We start from the raw sequence: 23,778 nt of genomic DNA on the forward strand, positions 1-23,778 counted from the left end.
AGTCATAGAATGCTAGTGTTGAAGCATCGATTATCGCGGCTTAGCTTACTTGCTGAAGGTTGCTATAGAAGCGGATCTGCAGTGCTTCATGTTGCAATGTTAAGGGTTGGCACTGCCACTCCAGTTCGAGCTGTTTAAGGTCGTTATTATCGGTTGACGTTTGGCGCTGTTCCAGGGCCTGTTGTAACCGATCCATCTGATATTCCATGCGTAGGCTTTGATCCTGTTCGGGTGACTCTAGCCCCAGTAGGATTTCCAATCGAATACAGAGTTGGCGTAATGACTTTTCGGTGATCGCTAGTAAGTCTTCTATCTCTATCTCGCCGGAGATGTAGGCCAATAAACGTTCGTAGCGGGCGTTGATGCGAGGGCCGAAGTCGTTATCGACCGCACCGCACTGCGCCCAAGCCGCTTCAATCTCATCGAGCGCGAGTTGATCGAGCGTGCCATCTTGAATAAAGTTTTCCAACTGATCACATAACGCGATACGGCTTAACAAGGCTTGATAGGCGGGGCTATCGACCAGTGCTAATGAATCATTCTTTTCGGTGGTTGAATGGGCCGGTTTATGGATTTTCTGCTGTTGGTTGAGTTTTTCAAACACCAGATTGCAGGCATGACGAAAGGCAGGCCAAAGCTCACGTTCAACGCTATGGAAGGTATTGCCAACCTCTTTCCAGCGTTTCTGCAGCCTTTTAATGTCGGCCGCTGCGGTGGAGATATTATCTTCCAATAGCAGTTGCTCGGCTTGTTCTAATAAGGCTTTTTTCTCGCCGGCGACCTGATCGCGATGGGCTGAAATCTTATGGTCGATCTGCTTTAACAGGGCGTTAAATTCGGTTTGTACTTGACGGCCTGGGGTGCGGTCGACGGGAGCATACTCTTTCCATTCTCGTTTAGCGGTGCGGCTGACCTGTTCGATCAGTGACCAATCGGCCTGTTCCCAGTCTACTTGTTCGAGGAAATTACTTAACTCGGCGGCCAGATTAATCCGCTTTTTGAGATTATCGGTACGCTGTTGTTTCTGCACCCGAAAGTACTGTTCGCAAGGAGAATAGGCTTGATCGGACGCGGCTTTAAAGCGTTGCCAGACTTTATGGGAGTGCAGAGGGTCACCGCTATCGAGTGCTTTCCACTGTAACTGCAATGCGTTGATCTGTTTCGCTAGGAGCGGAGGCTCAGTGGTGCTGCCGATCAGTGCTTCCATCGCTTCGCAGAGTTCTTCCTTCTTCGCTGATACGGCAAACCCTTGCCAGTTTTTCAACTCAATCAGACGGGCGAGTAAGCCTTTATAACGTTGCTGCAGCGATTTGGGCAGTGTGCCGTTGAGCTCGCTGAACTGTGCTTCTGCTTTCTGTTCTAATTGGCTCGCACGTTTAATCTGACCCGCGTCGATCTGTTGCTCTAGCTGATTTAGCAGCTCAGACAGATCTTGATTGCTATGTTGTTGTTCGCGTTTTAGCAGATTAATCTGCTGTACTAGGGTTTCGCGCTGCTGCTTAAGGTTTTGTAGCGGTTCCGGCGATTTTACATCGTCAGGCCAGTTGAGCTGTTCAGTGAATCGATCAATCTGTTCTAGCTGGCTCAGTAGCAGGGGCTTCTCTGCGGCCTCAGGCTGTTCGGCGTCCAATAGGGCTATGATGGCCTGTTGGTGTTGCAACCACGTACGACCGGCTTGCTGATAGTGATCAAAGCGCTGTTTCAGTGGTTTGATAAGAGCGGAGGCTTTGGTTGCATCGATCTCCTGTAGTTCGGTGCAGTTATTGTCCCAGCAACTTTGTTCTGCATCGAGGTCGGCTTTGCCAAAGAGTTCGCCGGCGATCAGTGATGCGCAGCGGTTAACGGTATCTTCCAGTTTTTGCCGCAATGCAGTTTGTTGCAAGGTTTGGCTGTGTATCTTTTGCTGTTCAGCCTGTTGCTGCTCGTTTTTGATCTGTTCTGCGCGAAGGGTGCTTTGGCAGCATTCAACCAGATCCTTATAACGCTGATCCATGCTGGCATCATGAGCATCTGTTAGTGCCTTCCATTGAAGGCTGAGGGCTTCTAGCTTAGCGCTATACAGGGGAAAGTAAGCGGTTCTACTGAGCTGTTCAAGGCTGCAGAGGAGTTCCTCTTTACGTAGCAGCAGCTGCTCTTGCTGCCGTGCTTGCTCCTGCTGCTGCTGCTGTTTGTTACGGATAATACGATAAACAGTTTTGTCTCGTCCTCTGATGGCCTTGGCGGCCTGCTCTAGCAGTTCAGACGACTCTAGTTTTTCAGCGGCCAATTGACGTAGCTGGGTACAGTTGCCATTGACGATGACCGAGATAAGGCTGTGCTGATCATTGATGCGCTGTATCGCTTGCTGTTGTAACTTTGAGTTTTCACTGTTGAGGGCGATATGGGCGAGCATATTTTCATCCTGAAGACAGCTGATACACTCATGTTGCTGACTATAGGTATAGCCGGGGTCGAGGATGATTTCACAGATCCGTTTGGCGACGCTGCGCCGGATATCGGGGTCTTCATCATGGGCTAGAATATCGGATAAAAGGTCTGGTGCGGCAATCTTTTCGACCGCGGCTAAACGGACATCGACACTCTGATCCTGCCGAGCGAGTCGGGCTAGTACCTCACGATGTTCGGTGTTACCAGGGCTCAAACGGTGCACCGCTCGGATACGAACAGTGGCCTTATTGTGCTGCCAACGGGGTTTAAAAAACTTTGCAAACATTACATCGATCCTGCAAGGGCCACTCTATAAAAGCAGTACTGGTGGCAAAAGCCCGTATTCTACCGGCGTTTAGCGGTACAGGAAAAGCCTTGACAGAAAAGAAAAAATGTCTCTGTCAGGCGACATTGAAGGCGGTTTGCCTGTCTGTGGGGCTTTACGGTCATTTATCGACGTAAATTTTATTTATTCTTATTGATGATTTCGACGTCCCCTTCTACGTAAACCCAATGATTGTCCTCTTTTCGGAAATATGAGCGCTCGTGAAGGTCGGCTTTTTGTTCACTGGTTTCAAAATGGGCGATAAATTCCACCACGCCTTCTTGATCATCCGGCTGGCCAGCTTCGGTATTTAGGATCTTGAGGCCGGTCCAGGTGGTCGCTTTAATCTGTTCGGCCATCAGCGCGGCATCATCGGGATCGCGTTGCTCAACGGCGGTGCTGCTGATTAGATAATCAACGGCGCCAAGCACAAAGGCGGTGTACCGCGAACGCATCAGCGCCTCGGCGGTGGCGGCGGGTTTATGTCCCTCTATTGCGGCTTCACAGCAGAATGAAAATGGCTTATTTGAGCCACAAGGGCAGGTAAGCGTGGTATCTTTATGGTTATGAAGCATGTGGGCTCCGGCTTAGATAGAAATCGACTATTGATAGGCTATTATAAGGGGCACAGAAATGAAACCTATTGATCAAAAGCATTAACCGGTTAACCGGTGCAAAGGCGAATAGAATGGCGGCATCAGCAACACCTACCTTTTTTTGGCATGACTATGAAACCTCTGGGGCGGACACTAAGCGAGATAGGCCGTTACAGTTTGCGGGTATTCGCACCGACCAAGACTTGAATATCATCGAAGAGCCTGTGATGTTTTATTGCAAGCCGGCAGAAGATCTACTGCCACATCCTCAGGCCTGTTTGATTACGGGGATTACACCGCAAAAAGCGCTGCAGGAAGGGTATTGTGAAGCGGAGTTTATCGCGCTGGTGCATGAGCAGCTAGCGCGGCCCGACACCTGCGGCGTGGGTTATAACAGTATTCGTTTTGATGACGAGATTACCCGTTATTCGCTGTACCGTAATTTTTACGACCCCTATGGCCGAGAGTATCAAAATGGCTGCTCCCGCTGGGATATTATCGATATGCTGCGGCTGACCCGGGCGCTCCGGCCTGAGGGCATTGAGTGGCCGGTCTATGAAGATGGTCGTCCGAGTATGCGTTTGGAAGACCTAACCAAAGCGAATGGTATTGATCATGGCAATGCCCATGATGCCTTGGCCGATGTCTATGCCACCATTGCGATGGCTCGGCTGGTGAAAGAGCGGCAACCCAAATTGTATCAATATGCGTTGAATAACCGCGATAAGCGCACAATACAGGGCATGCTCGATGTGATGAGTATGAAGCCTGTGCTGCATATCTCCTCTATGTACCCCTCTGAGTGGGGTAATGCCGCGGTGGTGGCACCGCTTGCACAGCATCCGGTGAATAAAAATGCCGTTTTAGCCTTTGACCTGCGCTGTGATCCAACGCCACTGTTAACCTTGCCGGCGGATGAAGTACGCCGCTTGATCTACACCCGCACTGAAGATCTTGCCGAAGGGGAGCAGCGTATCCCTCTGAAACAGATACATACCAATAAGTCCCCCGTTATCGCCCCTGCGTCGATGTTAACGGCGGTAGAGGCGGAGCGCTTGAATATCTCTGGCGATCTTTGTCGTACTCATTTGGGCATGTTGCGTCATAGTCCCGATCTGAAGCAAAAGTTGGCGGAGGTTTTCTCCGTCAGTGATTTTGAGGAGGATTTCGATCCCGATCATATGCTTTATAGTGGCGGATTCTTCGGCGATGCCGATAAAAAGAATATGGATATCATCAGACATACGCCGGCAGACGAGCTAGGGACACTCGACTTAGCGTTTCAAGATGGCCGCTTGGAGGAGATGTTCCTGCGCTATCGTGCCCGCAACTATCCGTTCAGTCTGAATGACGAGGAGCGGGCACGTTGGGAAGAGTTCCGCCATCTGCGCTTACTCGGGCCGAATAATGGTGGCCATCTCACCATGACCGAGCTCTTTAGCCAGTTGAATGAGTTGTATCAAAAACCAGATCTGTCTGCGGCCCATAAAGAGATCCTTGAAGAGTTAGCGCTGTATGCTGAAGCGATCTATCCCTTGGATGAGGTGTATTGATGAGCCAATCTATTAGCGCAGTATCGTTAGGCTTGATCGCGTGGACGATCAGCTTGACGGTGATGGCTGATAGAAAAGAGGATCTGGTCGATCCGATTGGCTATGAGGTGGTTCAGCCAGCGGGGGATATCGATCTGCCCGTGGATCCGAAAACCGTGTATGAATATAAACGGCGCGGCTATGTTGATAGCGAACCGATGACGGAAATTAAGCCATATGTGCTGCCCGACCGGCAGCTACCGCCGCCCACTGTCGTGCCTTATAGTGAACCGGAACCGGTTGAGCGGATAGTCAGTGTGGAAAAAAAGGCCCCGCCATTGACGGGTGAAGATAAGATCTTTGCACAGATTGAACGGGATCAATTGGAGATTCAATGTGCGTTGGACGATACCCTTGAGCAGTGTGAAGGGGTTGAGATCGTCCAACCGAAAGAAGAAACAAAACCCCGCTCACGCAGGGTTATCGAACGTCAGATTCAGGCGTCTGGGACAAACTGATTAGCCTGTTTGAGATTGGCGATCTCGCTATCACATATTTTATCAAGCGCCTGTTTATCGACCCCTTGACGGTGTTGTTCACCAAAGGAGCGAACGGTGAGCCGGCGTAGTGGTAGTTGGGCGTAGCACTTGTGTAAATCCTCTAGTGTTAGCGCCTCAATAGCGCGGGTGAGCTGCTCGCGACTATCAAAGTTCAGCTCCCCTCGATCAATCTCCTGCCAATACCGCTCGCTCAGTTCGCCCATACGATTCTCTTTACGGTTGATGCGGGAGATCAAGCTTCGTTTAAAGGCATTGAGTTGCGATGCATCCATCGTCGCTAAGGTGGTTCCCGTCGAGTCGATAAATTGATTAATCTGCTTTTCCAACCCCAATGGGTTGGTATTCGGTGATTGAATCACAAAAGCCAATCCAGGGGCTTTACGCATGGGGAGAGAGGTTTCGAACACAACATAACCTAGCTGCTGCTCTGTCCGCAGGCTGCTGTAAAATGGCGCCGATAGCATTTCGCCTAGCAGGGCGTATTCGGCCCGGGTCTGGGTGCTGCTGTTCTCACCTTGAAAATAGACGCTGATGGCTGAATCGTTATGATCCAAGGGCAGTGTTTGTGTTAGCTCGGTATTGGATTGTAATCGAATGACCGGCAACGTATTGCTGTTATGGAAGGCTTTCTCTGATGGTAGGCCCGCTTCGACGGTTTGGGCCATCTCTAGAGCGTCCGCCTGAGTAAGGTTGCCGTGTGCCAGCATCCGTACTTCGACCTGATTAAGAAGTTTAGGCACAAAGGTATGTAATGTTTCTAGGGTAACGCCATCTAAGGCCGCCAGCTTTTTGTCGGTGCTCCAGCTCTGCAGCAACAGGTTATAGACTTCGCCGATGGCTTGGTTGAAGGGTTTGTCTTTACGGCTGTTCTCTAGCTCTTGGGTATACTTCTCTTTGATGCGGGCAAAGTTATCTTCGTCAAACTGAGCCTGCTGTAGGCTGGAGATGACCTGTTTTAGCAGCTTCTGCTGCTTATCATCATAGCCGGAGATACGCACACTTAGGCCACGCATATGGGGATAGATACGGGTACTTAACCCTGCAAGGGAAGCATCGTAGAGCGTTTCGTTGAGCTGGTCATTGATCAGCTTTGTATACAGCGAAGTCATCACGGCGTTTTCTGCCGTTTGGTTTGCCTGTGGCGAAATAATGGAAAAGAAGAAGTCGGCTTTTGGCAGTTTAAAAATAGAGTCCTGTTTGTGCCAAAGGGAGAATCCTCCCTGCTGCAGAATCCGTTCGGGATGTTGCTGCTCATGCTCAATCGGTTTAAGCGTAAAGCGTTCTGCAATATAGGGGTTGAGTTGACGAATCTGTAAGGCGGCAACCGCTTTCGGCTGGCGCCACTGTTTGAGACGGTCGGCATCGATAGAGGTGACGCTATACTCCGCCTTGAACCAAGGGTCTTGCTGATCGGTTTCGACGTTTTTAGCCTGTAAGGTGATCAAAAGGTTATCCGGTGTCATCTGCTCCAGAATATTGTTGATCAGTGCGGGATTAAATTTCTCCATCAGATAATCGGCACTGATCACCGCATCGGCGGGGTAGAGTTGCAAGTTGTGCGATAGTCGCGTGACCTCATGGATCGGTTCAGACTGCTCTTTGAAGCGAAAGCTGATCTCGCTTAGTTTCTGCTCTTCTTGATAAAGTTCGGCGGAAACCCCTCGTTGTTTCAATAACTGAATGGCGGCGAAAGTCGTTTCGATCACTTCATTATAGTTTTTCAGCCCGTCATCGGTGAGCGAAATGGAGAGTTCAATCGATGATTGGTCAGGCAGGTCGGTGCCTCGGTAAGCACTTAGACTATTCACCCAACCTTTTGCTTTGAGAGTCGAGAACAGACTACCTTTACCCTCATAGCCAAGCATAGAGGCGATATAATGGGCCGGTTTTTCGCGATAGTATTCACGGGTGGCTTGTATTGGGAAGGTCAAGGTTAACTGTTGTAGATCTTTCAGCGTTTTAATATTTTGCTGTTGTGGCAGGTGCTGATAGAGCGGCACAGCGGTGATGAATGGCGTGGCGTGACGATTTTCGACGGGAGAAAATTTGGCTTCAACCAGTGCTTTTAATTCGGTCACAGAGGCTTTACCCAATACCACCAGAGACATCAGATTGGCAGAGTAGTAGCGTTGATAGAAATCGATTAGATCATCTCTCAGTTTGCCCTGTTTATTCGATAGGGTGGCTAAACTGCCGACAGCAAACCGACTCATGCTGTGCTCTGGGTTAATCAGATGCTTGCCCGCAGAATAGCCTCGACGACCATCGTCCCGCAGTTTGGATTGATATTCAGAGTTGACCGCATGACGTTCACGATCGACATAGTCTTCAGCGAACAGAGGGTCGATAAAAAAATGTGAAAAACGGTCGAGAGCAGGTTCTAATTGATCAGCTTTAATATCGAAGAAGTAATTGGTGTTTTCAAAGGCGGTAAAGGCGTTGTGGCTGCCCCCATGGTTGCTGATATATTCTTGATAACTGCCTGCTTCGGGGTATTTTTCAGTGCCGAGAAAAAGCATGTGCTCAAGAAAGTGGGCCAGCCCTAGACGGTTTTCCGGATTAGCATTTGAGCCGACATCAACATTCATCGAGGCGGCGGCTTTATCGGTACTGGGATCGGAGATGACCAACACCTGCATCTGGTTAGGTAGGGTAAAGGTTAGATAATCTCGCTGATCGGTGGGGCTTTTGATAACGGCGGCATAAGCGGCGTTAGAGGTCAAAAATAACAGCAGTAGAAGGGTGTAGATGATATTTTTGTTATGTACTGTATCTCGCATGCACTCAAGCCTCTGGATGTTAAGCGGTTATTTCAAAACCCTGATAATGGCCAATGTAAGGGGTTATCTCTCTTTTCTATAGCAACTGGCCGTTTTTGGATACTGTGTTATCAAAAACTTTATTGGTCGCCCTGCGATTTTTTGTTCAGGGGTTCCTGTTATATATCATTGCTATCTGCTTATATATAGTCAGTGGTAACCAATCAGGAGATTGGACAGAGATTTTCGGTGTCAGTTCGATTGTTTCTCTATTACCTCGGGATGTTTTACAATTGCGCTGTAAGTTTTTGTTGTTATAACTATTTTTCACTTGGTGGATGGATTCTATGAATCGCGAAAAGGTGATTTACGCTTTCTTTATTGTGCTTGCCTTAACCATGAACTTTGGTTTTTTCATTGGTGAAATGGATGATCCAACACATCATAATGTGTATGAGTTTTTTGCCGCCATCGTTATTAGCATCGTCTGTACCGTGCTGAAGTTTGGTGACCGGACTCATTTGGGTGCGTTGATGTTGGCAACCAGTTTGGTGGCCGATCTTCAGTTAGTGATTGCGGCGATGATCTGGGGTTATGGCGCCCAGTTATCGGCGAATGGGGTAACGACCGAAATGTTCAGCAGTGTGATCTCGATGTCGGGTGGAGCGCTATTGGCCAATATCGTATCGGTGATTCTGCTTATGGTTGAGACCGTCGTCGTGCGCCGTTAAGCGGCCTGCGTTATGAATGATATCTTCTATTTGATGTTACGCCGCCTGCGGCACCCTTTGATAACGTTGATTGTTATCTATTCGGTGACGATCTTGGGCTTTGTCATGATCCCCGGTCAGGATGATCAGGGTAATGTCTGGGCGATGGATTTTTTCCACGCGATCTATTTTGTCAGTTTTATGGGATCGACCATCGGTTTTGGTGAGATCCCTTATGCTTTTACGTCGGCCCAGAGGGCTTGGACGCTCGTCACCATTTACGGCACCGTGATTGCGTGGTTGTACTGTATCGGCTCACTGTTGGCGCTGTTACAGGAGCCGGTTTTTCGCCGGATGTTACGCCGTCGTTCATTTGCTAATGAGGTGAAAAACTTCAATGAGCCGTTTTATCTGATCTGTGGTTACGGTATTACTGGCAGTGCCATTGTTGAAAAATTGTGTGAACGCGGTATTCGTTCGGTCATTATCGATATCGATCAAGATCGGATTGATCAACTCGAAATTGACGGCTTAGTGTTGCGGGTACCGGGTCTGTGTGCCGATGCCTCCTTACCGGAGACACTGGATGATGCCGGGCTACAGCATCCCGATTGTATCGGTGTCTTGGCACTGACCAATGATGACAATGTGAACCTGTCTATCTCGATCGCCAGTAAGCTGTTGGTGCCAGAGCGGATTGTGGTGAGCCGCACGGAGTCTGAGGTGAATGCGCGAAACTTAGCGTCCTTTGGCACCGATCATATTATCGACCCCTTTAAAGATTATGCCGAATATCTCTCATTAGCGGCCCATGCGCCCTATACCCATCTGGTTTATGACTGGTTGGTCAATCCCTTTCATCGGCCGCTTTCCAGTGCTTATAAACAAGCCAGTGGACGGTGGATTATCTGTGGGTTGGGACGCTTTGGTAAAGCGTTGTATCGGGAGTTCGCTAAACAGGATGTTGAGCTGGTGTTGCTAGATGACAATGCCGCGCAATTGAAAGGCTATCGCAATACTGTGACTGGGTTAGGCACGGAGGCGGCAACGCTGCAGGCTGCCGGTATCAATGAGGCGGTGGGGATTATCGCGGGGACGCATAATGATGCAGATAACCTCTCGATTATCATGACCGCACGGGAGTTAAATCCGAAATTGATTACCGTGGTGCGTCAGAATCTGAATAGTAATACCCTGATCTATCAGAACTCTAAAGCTGATTTTATTATGGAGCCGGGCAAAATTATTGCCAACCGGATTCTGGCTAAGCTGAAAACCCCGCTGTTGCCCGCCTTTATTGAACAGATGAAATTGCAGGACGATGTTTGGGCGCACACCTTGTTAAATCGGATGAGTAGTGTAGCGGGGGATGACGAGTTGGATAGCTGGTCGATCACCGTGAGCCCTCAGATGACACCGGCAATCTGTGCGATTACCGCGGAAGGGCTAGAGGTGAAATTGAGTCATTTGATGAAAGACCCTCGTCATCGCAAGGAACAGTTACCCTGTTTTCCCTTGATGTTTAGACGTGATGGCGAAAGTAAACTCCTGCCCGGTGAGTTGATGGTGCTTCAGGAAGGGGATGAAATACTCTTCTGCGGGCTAGCAGCAGCGAGCAATCAGATGAGCTGGAGTATCAATAATTACAATATCTTGTTTTATCTACAGACCGGTGAAGAGCCGAGTCATAATCTGTTAGCCAAACTGTTGAAGCGAATCTAATGCCTTATTTTCTATTGACCATGACGGTGCTTTTTTGGGCCGGTAATTTTGTAACAGCTAGGGGAGTGCATGGTGACTTCCCCCCTCTGACGATGTCTTTTATGCGTTGGGGGATAGCGCTGTTAATTATTCTTCCTTTTTTACTACCACGTTTGCTGCGCAAATGGCCGCTCATTCGCGCTAATCTGCCGATTCTCAGCGTACTCTCGGTATTGAGCGTCGTCTGTTTTAACTCTTTTATCTATCTGGGTGTACAGACCACTCAGGCGACGAATGCCACGCTGATGCAATCGGCTATCCCCATTATTATTCTGGTATTTACCTCGCTATTTTTGGGTGAAACGGTGGTTCGCCGGCAGTGGTTAGGGGTGGCTATTTCATTAGCGGGGATTATTACGCTGGTGTCTAAGGGTGATCCCGAGATATTGCGGACATTCTCGTTTAATAGCGGCGATCTTTGGATTTTGGCTGGGGTGCTTAGTTGGTCGGCGTATTCGGTGATGCTGCGTCTAAAACCGATGGATCTAGATGGCTTTACCTTTTTTGGTGTTACCGTCGTGGTGGGAGTCATCGTGCTATTTCCCTTTATGGTATGGGAGTTCATGTCAGGCGCTCGGCCGGTGTGGAATCCTCAGACCGTGTCGGCGATTATTTATATGGCGATCTGCCCGTCGATACTCGCGTATATCTTCTGGAACCGCGGGGTCGCCGAGTTAGGGCCAGCGAAAGCGGGGTTGTTTATCCACCTGATGCCGCCATTCGGTCTGATACTCTCAGTTATCTTTCTCAATGAAGCCGTGGAACCTTTCCATTTTATAGGTATCGGGCTAATATTCAGCGGCATCTATTTAGCGATCATTACCGGTCGCAGCCAGAACGATAAAAAGTCACCCGCCTAGGTAAACCATGGCCAAGTGGCTCACTAAAACAAAGGAGTTTCTATGCGTACACTGTTGGTTTCATTTTTTGCACTGATTATCAGCTTCGGTCTGATAGTCCCTGATGCTGAAGCGAAACGATTTGGGGGAGGTTTTAGCTTTGGTAAATCCTATTCAACCCCTAAACGAGTTCAACCTGCAGCACCAACGCAGCAAAAAGCCGCACCAACAGGTAGTAGTGCTAAGGCTGCGGGTCAGCCGCGCCGTAGTGGCTTTGGTGGTTTGATGGGTGGTTTATTAGCGGGTGGATTACTGGCTGCGCTGTTTATGGGCGGTGCCTTTGATGGTATCCAGTTCATGGATATTCTGCTGATCGGTTTGTTGATTTTTGCGGCGATTAAAATCTTCTCTGCGATGAAGAAACCCTCTCAGCCACAATATGCCGGCGCTCAGCATCGTCAAGCGTCTGACGTATCAGAAACCCCAGAAACGCCTACTTATCAGAATGATGCTCCGGCTGCGACTGCAGCTCCGGCTTCAGACGCTGGGTTTGAATTTGCAGCGGGCGAACTGCAATTGCCTGAATGGTTTAACGAGCAAGCCTTTTTGGAAGGTGCGAAAGGTCACTTCAGTCATCTGCAGAATGCTTGGGATAATAGTGACTGGGATGATATTAAGACCTACACCACCCCTGAATTACTGGCAACACTGCAAGAGGAGCGGGCCAAGCAAACCGATGGTCAGAAGACCGAAGTTGTTTCTGTGATGGCTGAATTGGCGAACTTTATCGATAACGGTGATCACGTTGTCGCGTCGATTAACTTTTATGGCTGGCTGAAAGAAGACAGTGATGAAACCACCGAGTTTAGCGAAATCTGGCATCTGCGTCGGGATATGGATGGCGCCGATACTAACTGGGTGATTGTGGGTATCCAGCAGCCTTAATCGGCTGAACTTATTGGCTTAAATCATCATTAAGCAACATTAAAAAACGCAGCCATGAGCTGCGTTTTTTTGTGCTAGCGAAAGCAGAAAGCGGGCACGTTATGCCTCTTTACGGGTAAAGACCCAGGTGTCGCCTTTGGATTGATCTTCATCATATTGATATCCGGCGAGGTCGAACTGCTTCAGTTGTTCAGCATCATTGATGCGATTTTTGATCGCGTAGCGACACATAAGACCACGGGCTTTTTTGGCATAGAAGCTGATGATTTTATATTGGCCATTTTTCCAGTCTTTGAACACCGGCGTAATGATGCGACCGTCTAATGCTTTAGGCTTCACGGATTTGAAGTATTCATTGGACGCTAGGTTAACCAGTACGGGATTAGCGTTATCGGCTAACGCTTGGTTCAGATCGTCAGTGACGATATTGCCCCAGAAGGCATAGAGATCTTTACCCCGAGGGTTGCTGAGTTTTGTTCCCATCTCTAACCGGTAGGGCTGCATGAGGTCCAGCGGTTTAAGTACGCCATAAAGGCCGGAGAGAATACGCAGGTGTTGCTGAGTGAAGGTTAGGTCTTCATCGTTGAAGTCATCAGCGTTCAGGCCACTATACACATCGCCATTAAAGGCTAAGATGGCCTGTTTGGCATTGTCGGGCGTAAAGGACTCAGACCAGCTTTCATAGCGGGCGACGTTGAGTGCTGAGAGCTTATCGCTGAGTTTCATTAGCTCAGCAATATCCTGTACCGAGTATCGGCGTAACTGCTCAATGAGTTCTGCGGACTGATCCAGGTGCTGTGGCTGTGTGTAACGCTCGGTGGTGGCCGGCGTATCGTAATCGAGATTTTTTGCGGGGGAAATAACCAGTAGCATAGTCTTCTAGCTTCATTGTCTGATAATGACTTGATCCTAAACTAAAAAGGCCAGCTCTGGAAAGAGCTGGCCCGATTAGTTCTATTTATTAGCCTGATAGTTAGCCATCTGGCTATGATTTTAGCGCTTAAGCATGCAGCCTAGTATTCAGGTCATCCACGACTTCGCTCCAGTCTGAATCACGGTCCAAGCATTCTTGGATAAAATTGGCTTGGCTATCGCTCCAGAACGGCGCTTCATTCAACTTAACGTCTTGGTTGGACAAGGTGTGCGTGCGGATAAACTGATCAATATAGGCATCATCATTAGGCATACCTAATTGTGCGAAGAGAGCATTAATCGTATGTGCTGATCTGTCCATCTCAACCTCTATAAATGTAGTTAATTGCAGCCTCTTTAGTTTTGGCTAGGGTGGTGCTTTTGTCAATGCATCCTTAGCTTAGCCCTAGCGTTAACTTGATTTTAATCAGGTTTGCTACGGTCTCCTGGTTTGCTGGGTATGGTTCGGTGCTTCTCGAGTTTTTGCTTTTCATCTAGTTTGATATAGATCGCTAACGAGCCAAAGGTACCGATCGCCACCAAAACCGCGATGATGTAGGGATTGGAATTTTCATTGCCAACCGCGCGGGTATACATCGCTGACACTATCAGGCCGCCAATAAAGCAGAAGACGGACATAATTAGGTTGCTCACAATGGTGCCAGGCTGTCGATCCGGTGCCCGTCGCAGCATGATAAACAGGGTAACGAGTAGGGAGCCGAGCACGATACAGGATGGGATAATCGATGACATAATGATTCCTTACATTAGAGATGGCTATTTGTACCACCGATCAGCATTTGAAAAAACCCTTGTCGTCATTTCAAGCGCTATTACATAGGCCATACGGTTAATTTTCTTGTATTATATAGCCCACATTTCGTTAGATTCAGTATAAAAGATAATCAAATGACCAAACAGACCGTTCTGACCGGTATTACGACTTCCGGTACCCCGCACATTGGTAACTATTTAGGTGCTATCAAGCCTGCTATTGAGGCGAGCCTAAACAGTAATAATGACAGTTACTTCTTTCTCGCCGATTTTCATGCGCTGATCAAATGCCATGATCCTGATCGGGTAGCACGTTCTACCCGCGAAATCGCCGCGACCTGGCTGGCATTGGGGTTGGATATCGATAAAGCGACCTTCTACCGGCAGACGGATATTCCTGAAATTACCGAGTTAGCTTGGATTCTCACCTGCATGACCTCGAAGGGGTTGATGAACCGAGCGCACGCTTATAAAGGCTCGGTTGATGCTAACCGTGAAGCCGGTCGTCAGGATGATGACGATATCACCATGGGGCTGTTTAGTTACCCGGTTTTGATGGCGGCGGATATCTTGATGTTTAACGCCGATATTATTCCGGTGGGTAAAGATCAGATCCAACATATTGAGATGGCGCGGGATATTGCCGGCCGTTTTAACCATACCTATGGCACGCTATTTAATCTGCCGGAAGCTCAGGTTGATGAGCAAACTCAACTGATTCCAGGGCTAGATGGCCGCAAGATGTCTAAGAGTTATGACAACACTATTCCGTTGTTCAGCAGCTCGGATGATCTGTATAAATTGATTAAACAGATCAAAACTGATGCCCTGCAACCGGGCGAGCCAAAAGACGCGGATAACAGCACGATCTTCCAGTTGTATGCCAACTTCGCGTCATCGGCAGAGCAGGCGCAGATGCGCGCTAAGTTTGAGAACGGTATTGGCTGGGGCGATGCTAAAAAAGAGTTGTTTGAATACTTGGATAGCTACCTGAGCCAACCGCGAGAAGAATATAACCGCCTGATGGGTGATCTTGGTTATGTCGAAGAGCAGTTGCTGAAAGGCGCCGACAAAGCCCGTCAGGTTGCTGCGCCGATGTTGGAAAAAGCGCGGGTTTCGGTGGGTATTCGTCCATTGAACTGGCAGGAGAGTCCGGCTCCACAGGAAGAAGCCAAACAAGAGAAAGAGCAATCGGCTGAACAGGTTGCCCGTGCCGAAGAGGGACGTCGTCGTGCGATTCTGATGCAGCTTAAACCGTTGCTAGATCGGGTGAATAATGCAGCGGATAAAGCTCAGGAAGCGGCCTTATTGATTGCTGAAAAAGAACAGCAAGTCGCTAGTTTGAAAAAGAAAGCCAAACAGAAGGCGCAGAATGAACTGGATTTTCTGCGTGAAGAACTGTCTGGCTTACTTGGCTAATAACGTCCATTAGATTGAAAGGAGAAGGTTCCATGTTGACTACCCTGATATCAGTATCAGCGTTGGCTGATCGGCTGGATGATAACGATATGACCACGGTCGTATTGGATTGTCGTTCATCGCTCATGGACCATGATCAAGGTCGACGCTTCTATGGGGAAGGGCATATCCCTTCGGCTGTTTTTATCGATCTAGAAACGGAGCTATCGTCACCTATTACGGCGTACAGCGGCCGTCACCCATTGCCCGATTTTACCGAGCTAGCCGCGATACTGCGTGGTGCCGGTGTCAACTCGACCACTCAGGTTGTGGTCTATGATGACTGTGGTGGGGCGATGGCCGCGCGTGCATGGTGGTTAATCCGCCTGCTTGGCCATGCGGCGGTCGCGGTATTGGATGGTGGCTATCCCGCCTGGTTGGCTGCGGGTTATCCAGTGACGGATCAGGTTGCCGAGGTGATACCGGGCGATTTTTCCGGCGTGCCTGATCTCAGTATGATCGTGCCGTTACAACAGGTGGCCGATGTGCCGACTAAGGGGATGCTGATCGATGCGCGTAGCGCTGAGCGTTACCGTGGCGAACAGGAGCCTATTGATCCGGTTGCGGGGCATATTCCGGGAGCGTTTAATCGACCGCTGCAGCAAAACTTGACGGCCGATGGATTGTTTAAGTCGGCAGCCGTCTTGCAACAGGAATGGCGTCAGTTGATCGGTGGTTTTCAACCGCAACAGATCGTTCACTACTGTGGCTCAGGGGTGACGGCCTGTCATAACCTCTTAGCGATGGAGCATGCAGGCTTGGCGGGCGCTAAAGTCTACCCTGGCTCTTGGAGTGAGTGGGTCCGTGACCCGCAGCGGCCGGTCGCAACCGGCGAAGCACCGTAGCGCTGAAATCCATAAAATGGATTATGAGGCGACCCGCCTGTATATGTTAAGTCTTCCCGCGGCTTGGGAGGACTTCCCCTTTTATCCCCATATCGCGGTGATGAAAATCCGTCACAAGATGTTCGCCACACTTTCGGTTGATGGTGATATTGCGCGTATGAATCTTAAATGTGATCCTGCAGAAGCGCAGATGCTAAGAGATATTTTTAGCGCAGTGCTGCCGGGTTATCATATGAATAAACGCCACTGGAATACGGTCTTACTCGATGGCAGCATCCCTGCAGGGGAGTTGCAGCGTATGATCGACCGCTCGTATGGTTTGGTGGTGAAGGGATTACCGCGTAAAGATCGCCTGCCGCTAGAGCTGCAATATGGTGCCGAGCGGTTATATCGCTAGGGCTTGGTCGGCTCGTCTGTTTGGAACGAAAAAACCGGTGTGATCAATGCTGAATCGAGGGGGCTGCACTCCATCGATCTGTTTTATTGAGCTCATTGAAAAGCAATACTTACTTTCTGCCATTAGATTTATATACTGGTGAAAAATGATACCCACAATGGAGTTCGTTATGACCCGCTTTCAGTCAGGTGTTGTTGCTGAGGCTAACACCGACGCCCAATTTATTACCCTTAATATGGTGCGTTCAGCGGACGCAGTCGCGCATTTACGCAAAGTATTAGCGGAGATTCCCGCAACCGAAGCGCAGTTTCGCCAGCAGTATCCCGACGCTGATTTTCATATCACCGTTGCTATCGGTAGCGAGTATTGGGATCAATTGAGTCCGGCGCAACGGCCCGCTGAGTTGGCTGCGTTTCCCGTCTTTAATCACGGGGATATCAAGGCTGTGCATACACCGGTTGATCTATTGCTGCATATCCGTTCTGAACGCCATGATCTGAACTATCAGGCGAGTGTGATGTTAACCAGTCGCTTGGGTGATGATGCAACCCTAGTCGAAGAGATGCATGGGTTTCGCTACTTTGAGATGCGTGACATGACGGGCTTTGTCGATGGCACGGAAAATCCGCAAGGGGATGATCGTATTCAAGTGGCCGTAGTGGGTGATGAAGACCCCAATTTTGCCGGTGGCAGCTATATTCATCTGCAGCGCTATGAGCATGATCTCGACGCGTGGAATAAGATCAGTGTTAAGCAGCAGGAAGATATTTTCGGTCGTACCAAAGAGGATAACATTGAGTATGATGGTGCCGATAAAGCGGCCTTTGCACATACTAAAAGAACATCCTTGAAAGATGCCGAGGGTAACTCTATCGAGATCCTACGGCATAGTATGCCCTATGGTGATCTGACCCGCAGAGGATTGATGTTTATTGCCTATGGCTGTTCAGCTGCACCGTTCACAAAAATGCTTGAAAGTATGATTATGGGCGATGAGGCGGGTCATCATGATCATTTGCTGGATTATACTCAGGCGTTAACCGGTCAGGCTTTCTTTGCCCCTTCGGTGGCATGGTTGGAAAAGTTAGCTTGAAACACTATCTTTAAAAGCTATCTTTAAAGCTGTCATAAGTTTGTCAAACAGACTGGATAGACTACACTTACAGAATAGTAATATTCTGGATGATCAGGAGATTAAAGCGGCGGCTTAATCGTTGTAGCTCACGTAGATGAGCACCATGATTGGGCTGTTAAAAAGTAAAGTGCGAAAATAAGAAGAGGAGCCCATTATGCATGCAGAGGCGATACAAAGAACAATTGCGGTATTAGGTGTTGACGGTGAAAACTTTGAGGTGGATGGCCATTTTGAAGGCGATGAACGAAAAGCGCGTTGGTATACAGTCAAGAAGCTAAGTGATGGTCAGGTCTTTGTCGATCATCTGCCAACCTTCCCTAGTCATGATGAGATTCGCCGAATGGCATCCTAATGAGGATGTAGTTTTGTGATTAAAGTTGCATTAACACAATAGCTGCACATATAAAAACCGGGCCTAGCCCGGTTTTTTAGTAATTGCTATATAGCAGTTCGGTTTATTACTGCACGGTTTCGTTGTCGCTGAAGCTGCCTTCAAACAGGACCGTTGATAGATAGCGTTCGCCGGAATCCGGCAGAATGACCACGATCATTTTATCGGCATTACCCGGTTCTTCGGAGACCTTGATGGCAGCACTCAGGGCTGCGCCGCAAGAGATACCCGCCAAAATACCCTCTTTTAGCATGAGCTGACGCGCGGTTTCGATGGCGTCTTCGTTGCTGACTTGTTCAACCTGATCAACGATGGAAAGATCAAGGTTTTTAGGGACGAAGCCTGCGCCGATACCCTGGATTTTATGGGGTGAAGGTTTGAGCTCTTCGCCGTTAATCGCTTGAGTAATAATAGGTGAAGCAGTCGGTTCGACGGCAACACTGGTAATCGCCTTGCCCTGTTGTTGTTTAATATAGCGAGAGATACCGGTAATGGTTCCGCCGGTGCCAACGCCCGCGACTAGAATATCGATTTGACCGTCCGTATCGTTCCAGATTTCCGGTCCAGTGGTTTGCTCATGGATCTGTGGGTTAGCTGGGTTTTCAAACTGTTGCAGCATCAGGTGTTGGGCTGGGTTGCTGTTAACAACTTCCTGGGCTTTATCGATCGCCCCTTTCATCCCTTTAGCCGGTTCGGTTAGTACAATATCGGCGCCCAGTGCTTTCATCAGTTTACGTCTTTCAACGCTCATGGAGGAGGGCATGGTCAGCGTCAGCTGGTATCCACGTGAGGCGGCAACAAAGGCCAGGGCGATACCGGTATTACCCGAGGTAGGCTCAACCAGTGTCATACCAGGCTTGAGTGTGCCATCTTTTTCGGCGGCCCAGATCATGTTGGCACCAATACGGCATTTGATGGAGCCGGCAGGGTTGCGGCTTTCCACTTTGGCGTAGATCTTCTTGCCTGGGGCTAAACGGTTGAGATGGACCAGTGGGGTTTCACCGATCGTCAGGGAATTATCTTCAAATATTTTCATAGGGGTACCAGTAACGACTAAAAACCGGCCGCTAAAGCGCTTGTTAAGAGACGCCTGCTGACCGTACTGAAAAGAGGAAACTAAGCGATTTAAACTTATTCCTTTAAGATATAAAAAGTAGTTTTTCTATATCTAAACTGGCATTGATTTAAACGCAATAACTAACTTATATCAAGTAGAACCATGCTCTGATGTTAAGCCTGTTATGCTGGGCTATTCGCAGGCAGCGGTTTTACTTTATCAGTCGTTAAATGCTTGGGTTTACGGCCACTCAGTAGGCAAATGGCGAGTGCTGAACGACCGCTGCTGAGGTTTTAGCGGTTTAAATATTAGCGAATTCTGATATGGTGTCGTTTTTATCCTCTATCGCTGAAGGTATTTAGATGCGTTTGTTGATGACACTGATCGCCCCGCTACTGGGTTGGATCGCTCTTCGTCTGTTCCACCTATCATTTATGAAGCGCTCCCGCGCTAAGCATCAGCTCGTTATGAAGCTGTTTCGCTATGCCGCCGATTATGGCAGTGTGCGTGCTTTATCGGTGTATGGTCATCTGCTGTTTTTTCGGGGCGAGGGGATGACGAATCGGATACAGGGGTTGATCTATCTTGAGCGGGCGGCCGACAAAGGTGATAGCAAAGCGGCTTATCAGGTAGGTAAGGTATTTGAAGAGGGTTATCAGACCTATCCGGCCGATTCTGTTAAAGCGCTGAAATATTACCGTCTAGCGGCCGAGAGTGGCCATATACTGGCGATTAAGCGCATGGTCGATATCTTCACTAACGGTGAGCTTGAGCAAGCGCCATCAGAGGCTGAGGCCGCGAACTGGTCGGCGAAATTAGAGGCTATTAACCTTTAAGCGCCCAGCTTAGGCTTGTTGATCTATCGACCTACCCCACACTCTATGGGATAGGTCGCAGGCCTTGATGATCTATCAGGGTTTCTTTAACTCGGTTTTAAAGATGAGTGATGCCTGTCCATCGGCGGGCACTTCGACCTGCCAGCGAAGCTGACTGGCGTTGACGCGGTTATAGGGCTGGTTGCTATCGACGACTTTCCAGCTGTGATGGAAGTTGGCGGTGATCTCCACCTGTTTCGCTTGATCGCCGCTGTTGCTGAGTTCTAACTTATAGGCGGTCAGAAAACTATCGTAGGTTTTCTCAAACAGGGTTTGCTGCTGTTTAATGGTCAGATCGAACGCTTTACCGATCGGTAGATTTACCTTTTGCCCTTGGCTGCTATTGCGAAGGCTGGCGCTACCAATAAAGTGCCGGCTACCCTCATCGTCGGGACTGAATACTCGTGCGGTACCGGCGGGGAGTGGGAAGCCTAACCCCTCTTGCTGGGTGTTATTAAAGCTGATCTGTATATCCGGTTTCTGTGCATAGGTTTGGCGGTCCATTGAGGGGGACACTTGGAATTGGTAGTGATAGCTTTTTACCGCATTGACCTTATCGGCATTGATTAAGCTGACCTGCTTTGTTTGTCCATTCAATAAACTCGCCCGCTGCGGCAGCTTGTACAGTTGGTAATCTTGAAAGGCCTGCGGTGCGCCGCTACCCGCCATGGAATCCGCCATCAGGGCCATGGTTTTCTGGCGTACCATCGGTGCTTGGGTTTGGTTGACCTGACCGGCCATCAACAAGATCTTGGCATTGCGAAAATCGACACCGGTGTGGTTGTTGAGGGTGGCGAGACCATCGAGTTCCAGTTGGTCGCCTGCGCTATTCAGCACCAAGGCATAATCCATCTGCCAACTGAGCCCTTGGGTCAGATAGGTGAGTACGGCATCACTGGCTTTTTTGGTGCCCGCCGAGCGGATTTCTAAGCTGGGGCTGGCCTGCATCCCTTCGGGGAGTGCGGGGAAGATAAAGCGCCAGCCTTGCTGGTTGACCGGTAGGGTTTCAATATGACCCTCTTTTTCGATCAGCGCTTGGTTGCCGTCAGATCGGAGTAGTCGTGCCTCAGTGATGGTCTCGGTCCCCGTAACGCTGTTAAAGCGTGCTAATTGAATCATCTTGCCGTTATAGGCATTGAGCAGTGCGGGCACGGAGATCAGGTTGTTATTGAGGTTCTGTTCTAGAATCTTACCCGCATCTTCGACCTGCAGGGTTTGGCTCATAATCTGATGGCTGACATCTTCAATGTAGAGGGTCTGGCCTGGATTGATACGGGGTAGAGCACGGACATCCCTGACGAGTCCTAGGTTTTGGTTATACAGGGTGATGGAGAGGTCCTGCTGTTTTTCAGCATCGACTGCCAAGGGGGCGGCATACACTTGGGTGCTGGTGATGAAGGCTAACCCCAGGGAGGCGATGAATCCTGGGGTAGCGAGTGCGATTGGCTTAAACATTATCTATTCCTCAGCGGTTTTATCGGGCAGGTCGAGTGCTATACGGAACCCCCAGCTGTTTTTGCTGCTGTCCGGTAGATAACGATAACGGCTAGATGAGCGGATAACCCTGCCGATATCGAACCAGGAGCCGCCGCGCATAACCCGGAAATCACAATCGCCATCGATCATCGCTGAACCATCAGTCGGTGCGCCGAAATAGGAATCTTGATAGCAATCCTCAACCCATTCATCGACATTACCGCTCATATCATGAATGCCCCATGAATTTGGAGGAAAGGAGGCAACCGGCGCAGTTTTTTTACCATCCCATTCGGTGCCACACTCCCCGCATACCGCCCGTTGGGGCTCGAATTCATCACCCCACCAGTAATTGGTATCGGTATCGGCGCGGGCGGCATATTCCCACTCCGCCTCGGTGGGTAAGCGGTAGGGCTGCCCGGTGAGTAGCGCCAGCCATTGCACATAGGCTTTGGCATCTTTCCAACTGACATTGATTACCGGGCGGTTACCGCGGCCCCAGCCCTCATCATCGGGGAGGGGGCGGCCCATTGAGCGGGCGTAGTAATCATAGTCGTTAAAGGTAACTTCGTTTCGTGACAGTGCAAACCGGTGGCTGATGGTGACCTGATGGGCGGGCAGTTCGTTATCATCGCCGACGAGTTTTTGATCGCCCATGGTAAAGCGGCCTCGGGGCATAATGATCATCTGTGGGGCTTTGAAACCATCATCGAGTTGATCGGTGAAAACCGTTAATTTGTCAGGGTCAGCAAATTTTACACTCAGAAGTTCTTTGTGCAGCGAGTTTACTTCATCCATTTTACGGTTGAGTTCTGACTGTAGTGTGTCGGTTTCCAGTGTCCGTTGCTCACGCTCTAGTTGAAGCGTTGCTTGGAGGTCGGCGATATCAGTTTGGACCTGCTGTAGCGCTGTCTGGGTTTGGCTGAGTGCCAGTTCAACCTCGTTGGTATTCTGAAGGCCAATCACGAAGGCAATACTAAAACCCAGTAGAAAGCCAACAGCAAAAATCAGTGCGGCTTGCGCCCATTTAGGCATGGCTAGACGCCATTTTTTGCCTGAACTGTCCTCCGGTGCGTGTAGTGGTTCTGGAGCTTCTTCATCCGCTTCTGGGGGCTTATCTCCCGCATCAAAAACCTGTTTGAGCAGGGTGCTAGCCTTAAGGGGGCGTTCTTCAGGGTCGGTTGCGAAACCCGATTGCAGCAGTGTCCATTGTTCAGCATTGAGTGACGCGGGTTTCTTTAACTCTTTACGCACGCGGGTGGGTTCATCATCCGTCGCTAAAAAGGGCGCTTTACCGCTTAGTAGTTGATAGGTGATGCAGGCAAAGGAGTAAATATCTGCTTTCATGGTTACCGGTGCGGGATGAAAGGCTTCCGGTGCTTGATAGGCGAGATGGGATGATGGGGTGTTGCTGAGTTCTCCGGCGACTTTCATTGCTTCATCAAACGCAAAGTTAGCCAGCTTCACGCCACCCTGCTTATTGATAAACACCGATTCTGGGCAGATCGCTTTATGGGCTTGTCCGGCACCGGCATGGGCGATATCGATCGCTGTTGCCAGTTGTTGCAATAGGCCTTTTTTTTGATTCTCTTTGAGTTTGCTAATTTGGCCGCTGTCGATCAGTTTTTCGAGGGTGAGCCCATCCATCAGTTCAATGGCAAAAAATAGCAATACGCCTTTCTGCCGGAACATGCCGTAATATTCGGCTAAATGTGGGTGCTTGAACTTTTTACTGAGAACGATATGTTTTTGTGCCGAATCGATAAAGCCCTGGTATTTGAGTAGCGATGGATCAAATATCTGTAGCGTCACGGGCACCGAGCGGCTGGTGGACAGGTCTTCTGCGTACCAGAGCTGGCCAAACCGGTTTAGTCGTAACAGGCTTGTAAGTTTGAACTGGTGATGATCCGGGCCAATAATTTGATCCGGTTTGAGTCCGTCATAGATCGGTTCTTGTGAAGTAGCCATCGTACACCCGTAATCGAGAATCCTAGCGGTTTTATT

Annotated in this window: 21 protein-coding genes; 12 read left to right on the forward strand and 9 right to left on the reverse strand. The window is 49.4% G+C overall.

Annotation, left to right across the window (positions count from 1 at the left end):
- Positions 1-40: 40 nt before the first annotated feature.
- Complete coding sequence (locus tag EH243_RS11235; RefSeq protein WP_126158761.1) at positions 41-2,713, reverse strand: DUF349 domain-containing protein; 2,673 nt, start codon at positions 2,711-2,713, stop codon at positions 41-43.
- A gap of 179 nt (positions 2,714-2,892) precedes the next feature.
- Positions 2,893-3,327 (reverse strand): YchJ family protein, encoded by a 435-nt coding sequence (locus tag EH243_RS11240; RefSeq protein WP_126158762.1) that lies wholly within the window; start codon positions 3,325-3,327, stop codon positions 2,893-2,895.
- A gap of 113 nt (positions 3,328-3,440) precedes the next feature.
- Between EH243_RS11240 and sbcB the strand changes: the two genes are divergently transcribed.
- The gene (sbcB, locus tag EH243_RS11245) at positions 3,441-4,901 is read left to right on the forward strand and encodes an exodeoxyribonuclease I (protein ID WP_126158763.1); all 1,461 of its coding nucleotides are present in this window, start codon (positions 3,441-3,443) and stop codon (positions 4,899-4,901) included.
- A complete protein-coding gene (locus EH243_RS11250; protein ID WP_126158764.1) occupies positions 4,901-5,398 on the forward strand; it encodes a hypothetical protein in 498 nt (165 codons plus the stop codon). The genes sbcB and EH243_RS11250 overlap by 1 nt, the downstream gene beginning before the upstream one ends.
- On the opposite strand, the gene EH243_RS11255 is transcribed toward EH243_RS11250, so the two are convergent.
- On the reverse strand, positions 5,377-8,220 hold the full coding sequence (locus tag EH243_RS11255; RefSeq protein ID WP_126158765.1) for an insulinase family protein: 2,844 nt from the start codon (positions 8,218-8,220) through the stop codon (positions 5,377-5,379). The two genes, EH243_RS11250 and EH243_RS11255, sit on opposite strands and share 22 nt — an antisense overlap.
- A 326-nt stretch (positions 8,221-8,546) precedes the next feature.
- Here EH243_RS11255 and EH243_RS11260 point away from each other — a divergent pair, with 326 nt between their 5' ends.
- Genes EH243_RS11260 through EH243_RS11275 form a run of 4 tightly spaced genes read left to right on the forward strand, consistent with a single transcriptional unit; the run spans position 8,547 to position 12,454 of the window.
- The gene (locus EH243_RS11260) at positions 8,547-8,930 is read left to right on the forward strand and encodes a DUF6394 family protein (RefSeq protein WP_126158766.1); all 384 of its coding nucleotides are present in this window, start codon (positions 8,547-8,549) and stop codon (positions 8,928-8,930) included.
- A gap of 12 nt (positions 8,931-8,942) precedes the next feature.
- Complete coding sequence (locus EH243_RS11265) at positions 8,943-10,631, forward strand: potassium channel family protein (protein ID WP_126158767.1); 1,689 nt, start codon at positions 8,943-8,945, stop codon at positions 10,629-10,631.
- Complete coding sequence (locus EH243_RS11270) at positions 10,631-11,530, forward strand: DMT family transporter (RefSeq protein WP_126158768.1); 900 nt, start codon at positions 10,631-10,633, stop codon at positions 11,528-11,530. The genes EH243_RS11265 and EH243_RS11270 overlap by 1 nt, the downstream gene beginning before the upstream one ends.
- A 42-nt stretch (positions 11,531-11,572) precedes the next feature.
- On the forward strand, positions 11,573-12,454 hold the full coding sequence (locus tag EH243_RS11275) for a Tim44 domain-containing protein (protein ID WP_126158769.1): 882 nt from the start codon (positions 11,573-11,575) through the stop codon (positions 12,452-12,454).
- Between the two features lie 99 nt (positions 12,455-12,553).
- On the opposite strand, the gene yaaA is transcribed toward EH243_RS11275, so the two are convergent.
- The 3 genes from yaaA to EH243_RS11290 form a co-directional block, all read right to left on the reverse strand.
- On the reverse strand, positions 12,554-13,327 hold the full coding sequence (gene yaaA, locus EH243_RS11280; protein ID WP_126158770.1) for a peroxide stress protein YaaA: 774 nt from the start codon (positions 13,325-13,327) through the stop codon (positions 12,554-12,556).
- A gap of 127 nt (positions 13,328-13,454) precedes the next feature.
- On the reverse strand, positions 13,455-13,688 hold the full coding sequence (locus tag EH243_RS11285; protein ID WP_126158771.1) for a DUF2789 domain-containing protein: 234 nt from the start codon (positions 13,686-13,688) through the stop codon (positions 13,455-13,457).
- Between the two features lie 101 nt (positions 13,689-13,789).
- Positions 13,790-14,119 (reverse strand): hypothetical protein, encoded by a 330-nt coding sequence (locus EH243_RS11290; protein WP_126158772.1) that lies wholly within the window; start codon positions 14,117-14,119, stop codon positions 13,790-13,792.
- Between the two features lie 156 nt (positions 14,120-14,275).
- Between EH243_RS11290 and EH243_RS11295 the strand changes: the two genes are divergently transcribed.
- From EH243_RS11295 to EH243_RS11315, 5 genes are all read left to right on the forward strand, one after another.
- A complete protein-coding gene (locus tag EH243_RS11295) occupies positions 14,276-15,559 on the forward strand; it encodes a tryptophan--tRNA ligase (RefSeq protein ID WP_126158773.1) in 1,284 nt (427 codons plus the stop codon).
- A 32-nt stretch (positions 15,560-15,591) separates the two neighbouring features.
- Complete coding sequence (locus EH243_RS11300) at positions 15,592-16,443, forward strand: sulfurtransferase (protein WP_126158774.1); 852 nt, start codon at positions 15,592-15,594, stop codon at positions 16,441-16,443.
- Between the two features lie 16 nt (positions 16,444-16,459).
- Complete coding sequence (locus EH243_RS11305; RefSeq protein WP_126158886.1) at positions 16,460-16,840, forward strand: MmcQ/YjbR family DNA-binding protein; 381 nt, start codon at positions 16,460-16,462, stop codon at positions 16,838-16,840.
- Positions 16,841-17,009: 169 nt separating this feature from the next.
- The gene (locus EH243_RS11310) at positions 17,010-17,933 is read left to right on the forward strand and encodes a Dyp-type peroxidase (RefSeq protein ID WP_126158775.1); all 924 of its coding nucleotides are present in this window, start codon (positions 17,010-17,012) and stop codon (positions 17,931-17,933) included.
- A gap of 196 nt (positions 17,934-18,129) precedes the next feature.
- Positions 18,130-18,327 carry a hypothetical protein gene (locus EH243_RS11315; protein ID WP_126158776.1) on the forward strand — a complete coding sequence of 66 codons (198 nt, stop codon included), beginning with the start codon at positions 18,130-18,132 and terminating at the stop codon, positions 18,325-18,327.
- Between the two features lie 106 nt (positions 18,328-18,433).
- Here the strand turns inward: EH243_RS11315 and cysK are convergent, their stop codons facing one another.
- Entirely contained in the window at positions 18,434-19,402 is a 969-nt protein-coding gene (gene cysK / locus EH243_RS11320; protein WP_126158777.1) for a cysteine synthase A, read from the reverse strand.
- 383 nt (positions 19,403-19,785) lie between these two features.
- Here cysK and EH243_RS11325 point away from each other — a divergent pair, with 383 nt between their 5' ends.
- Positions 19,786-20,259: a tetratricopeptide repeat protein gene (locus tag EH243_RS11325; RefSeq protein WP_126158778.1), complete on the forward strand. Its 474-nt coding sequence runs from the start codon at positions 19,786-19,788 to the stop codon at positions 20,257-20,259.
- Between the two features lie 75 nt (positions 20,260-20,334).
- On the opposite strand, the gene EH243_RS11330 is transcribed toward EH243_RS11325, so the two are convergent.
- Both EH243_RS11330 and EH243_RS11335 read right to left on the reverse strand, forming a co-directional pair.
- Positions 20,335-21,753: a DUF4139 domain-containing protein gene (locus tag EH243_RS11330; RefSeq protein WP_126158779.1), complete on the reverse strand. Its 1,419-nt coding sequence runs from the start codon at positions 21,751-21,753 to the stop codon at positions 20,335-20,337.
- 3 nt (positions 21,754-21,756) lie between these two features.
- Positions 21,757-23,742, reverse strand: coding sequence for an SUMF1/EgtB/PvdO family nonheme iron enzyme (locus tag EH243_RS11335; RefSeq protein ID WP_126158780.1), 1,986 nt, complete (start codon positions 23,740-23,742; stop codon positions 21,757-21,759).
- Positions 23,743-23,778 lie beyond the last annotated feature (36 nt).

Origin of the sequence: Amphritea opalescens (genome assembly GCF_003957515.1) — a bacterium.
Classification (GTDB): Bacteria; Pseudomonadota; Gammaproteobacteria; order Pseudomonadales; family Balneatricaceae; genus Amphritea; species Amphritea opalescens.

Coding starts and splice junctions, on each gene's coding strand:
- EH243_RS11295 (WP_126158773.1), top strand. CDS start 14,276: ATGACCAAACAGACCGTTCTGACCGGTATTACGACTTCCGGTACCCCG.
- EH243_RS11250 (WP_126158764.1), top strand. CDS start 4,901: ATGAGCCAATCTATTAGCGCAGTATCGTTAGGCTTGATCGCGTGGACG.
- EH243_RS11270 (WP_126158768.1), top strand. CDS start 10,631: ATGCCTTATTTTCTATTGACCATGACGGTGCTTTTTTGGGCCGGTAAT.
- EH243_RS11325 (WP_126158778.1), top strand. CDS start 19,786: ATGCGTTTGTTGATGACACTGATCGCCCCGCTACTGGGTTGGATCGCT.
- EH243_RS11240 (WP_126158762.1), bottom strand. CDS start 3,327: ATGCTTCATAACCATAAAGATACCACGCTTACCTGCCCTTGTGGCTCA.
- EH243_RS11305 (WP_126158886.1), top strand. CDS start 16,460: ATGGATTATGAGGCGACCCGCCTGTATATGTTAAGTCTTCCCGCGGCT.
- yaaA (WP_126158770.1), bottom strand. CDS start 13,327: ATGCTACTGGTTATTTCCCCCGCAAAAAATCTCGATTACGATACGCCG.
- EH243_RS11315 (WP_126158776.1), top strand. CDS start 18,130: ATGCATGCAGAGGCGATACAAAGAACAATTGCGGTATTAGGTGTTGAC.
- EH243_RS11255 (WP_126158765.1), bottom strand. CDS start 8,220: ATGCGAGATACAGTACATAACAAAAATATCATCTACACCCTTCTACTG.
- EH243_RS11335 (WP_126158780.1), bottom strand. CDS start 23,742: ATGGCTACTTCACAAGAACCGATCTATGACGGACTCAAACCGGATCAA.
- sbcB (WP_126158763.1), top strand. CDS start 3,441: ATGGCGGCATCAGCAACACCTACCTTTTTTTGGCATGACTATGAAACC.
- cysK (WP_126158777.1), bottom strand. CDS start 19,402: ATGAAAATATTTGAAGATAATTCCCTGACGATCGGTGAAACCCCACTG.
- EH243_RS11275 (WP_126158769.1), top strand. CDS start 11,573: ATGCGTACACTGTTGGTTTCATTTTTTGCACTGATTATCAGCTTCGGT.
- EH243_RS11265 (WP_126158767.1), top strand. CDS start 8,943: ATGAATGATATCTTCTATTTGATGTTACGCCGCCTGCGGCACCCTTTG.
- EH243_RS11260 (WP_126158766.1), top strand. CDS start 8,547: ATGAATCGCGAAAAGGTGATTTACGCTTTCTTTATTGTGCTTGCCTTA.
- EH243_RS11310 (WP_126158775.1), top strand. CDS start 17,010: ATGACCCGCTTTCAGTCAGGTGTTGTTGCTGAGGCTAACACCGACGCC.
- EH243_RS11235 (WP_126158761.1), bottom strand. CDS start 2,713: ATGTTTGCAAAGTTTTTTAAACCCCGTTGGCAGCACAATAAGGCCACT.
- EH243_RS11330 (WP_126158779.1), bottom strand. CDS start 21,753: ATGTTTAAGCCAATCGCACTCGCTACCCCAGGATTCATCGCCTCCCTG.
- EH243_RS11300 (WP_126158774.1), top strand. CDS start 15,592: ATGTTGACTACCCTGATATCAGTATCAGCGTTGGCTGATCGGCTGGAT.
- EH243_RS11290 (WP_126158772.1), bottom strand. CDS start 14,119: ATGTCATCGATTATCCCATCCTGTATCGTGCTCGGCTCCCTACTCGTT.
- EH243_RS11285 (WP_126158771.1), bottom strand. CDS start 13,688: ATGGACAGATCAGCACATACGATTAATGCTCTCTTCGCACAATTAGGT.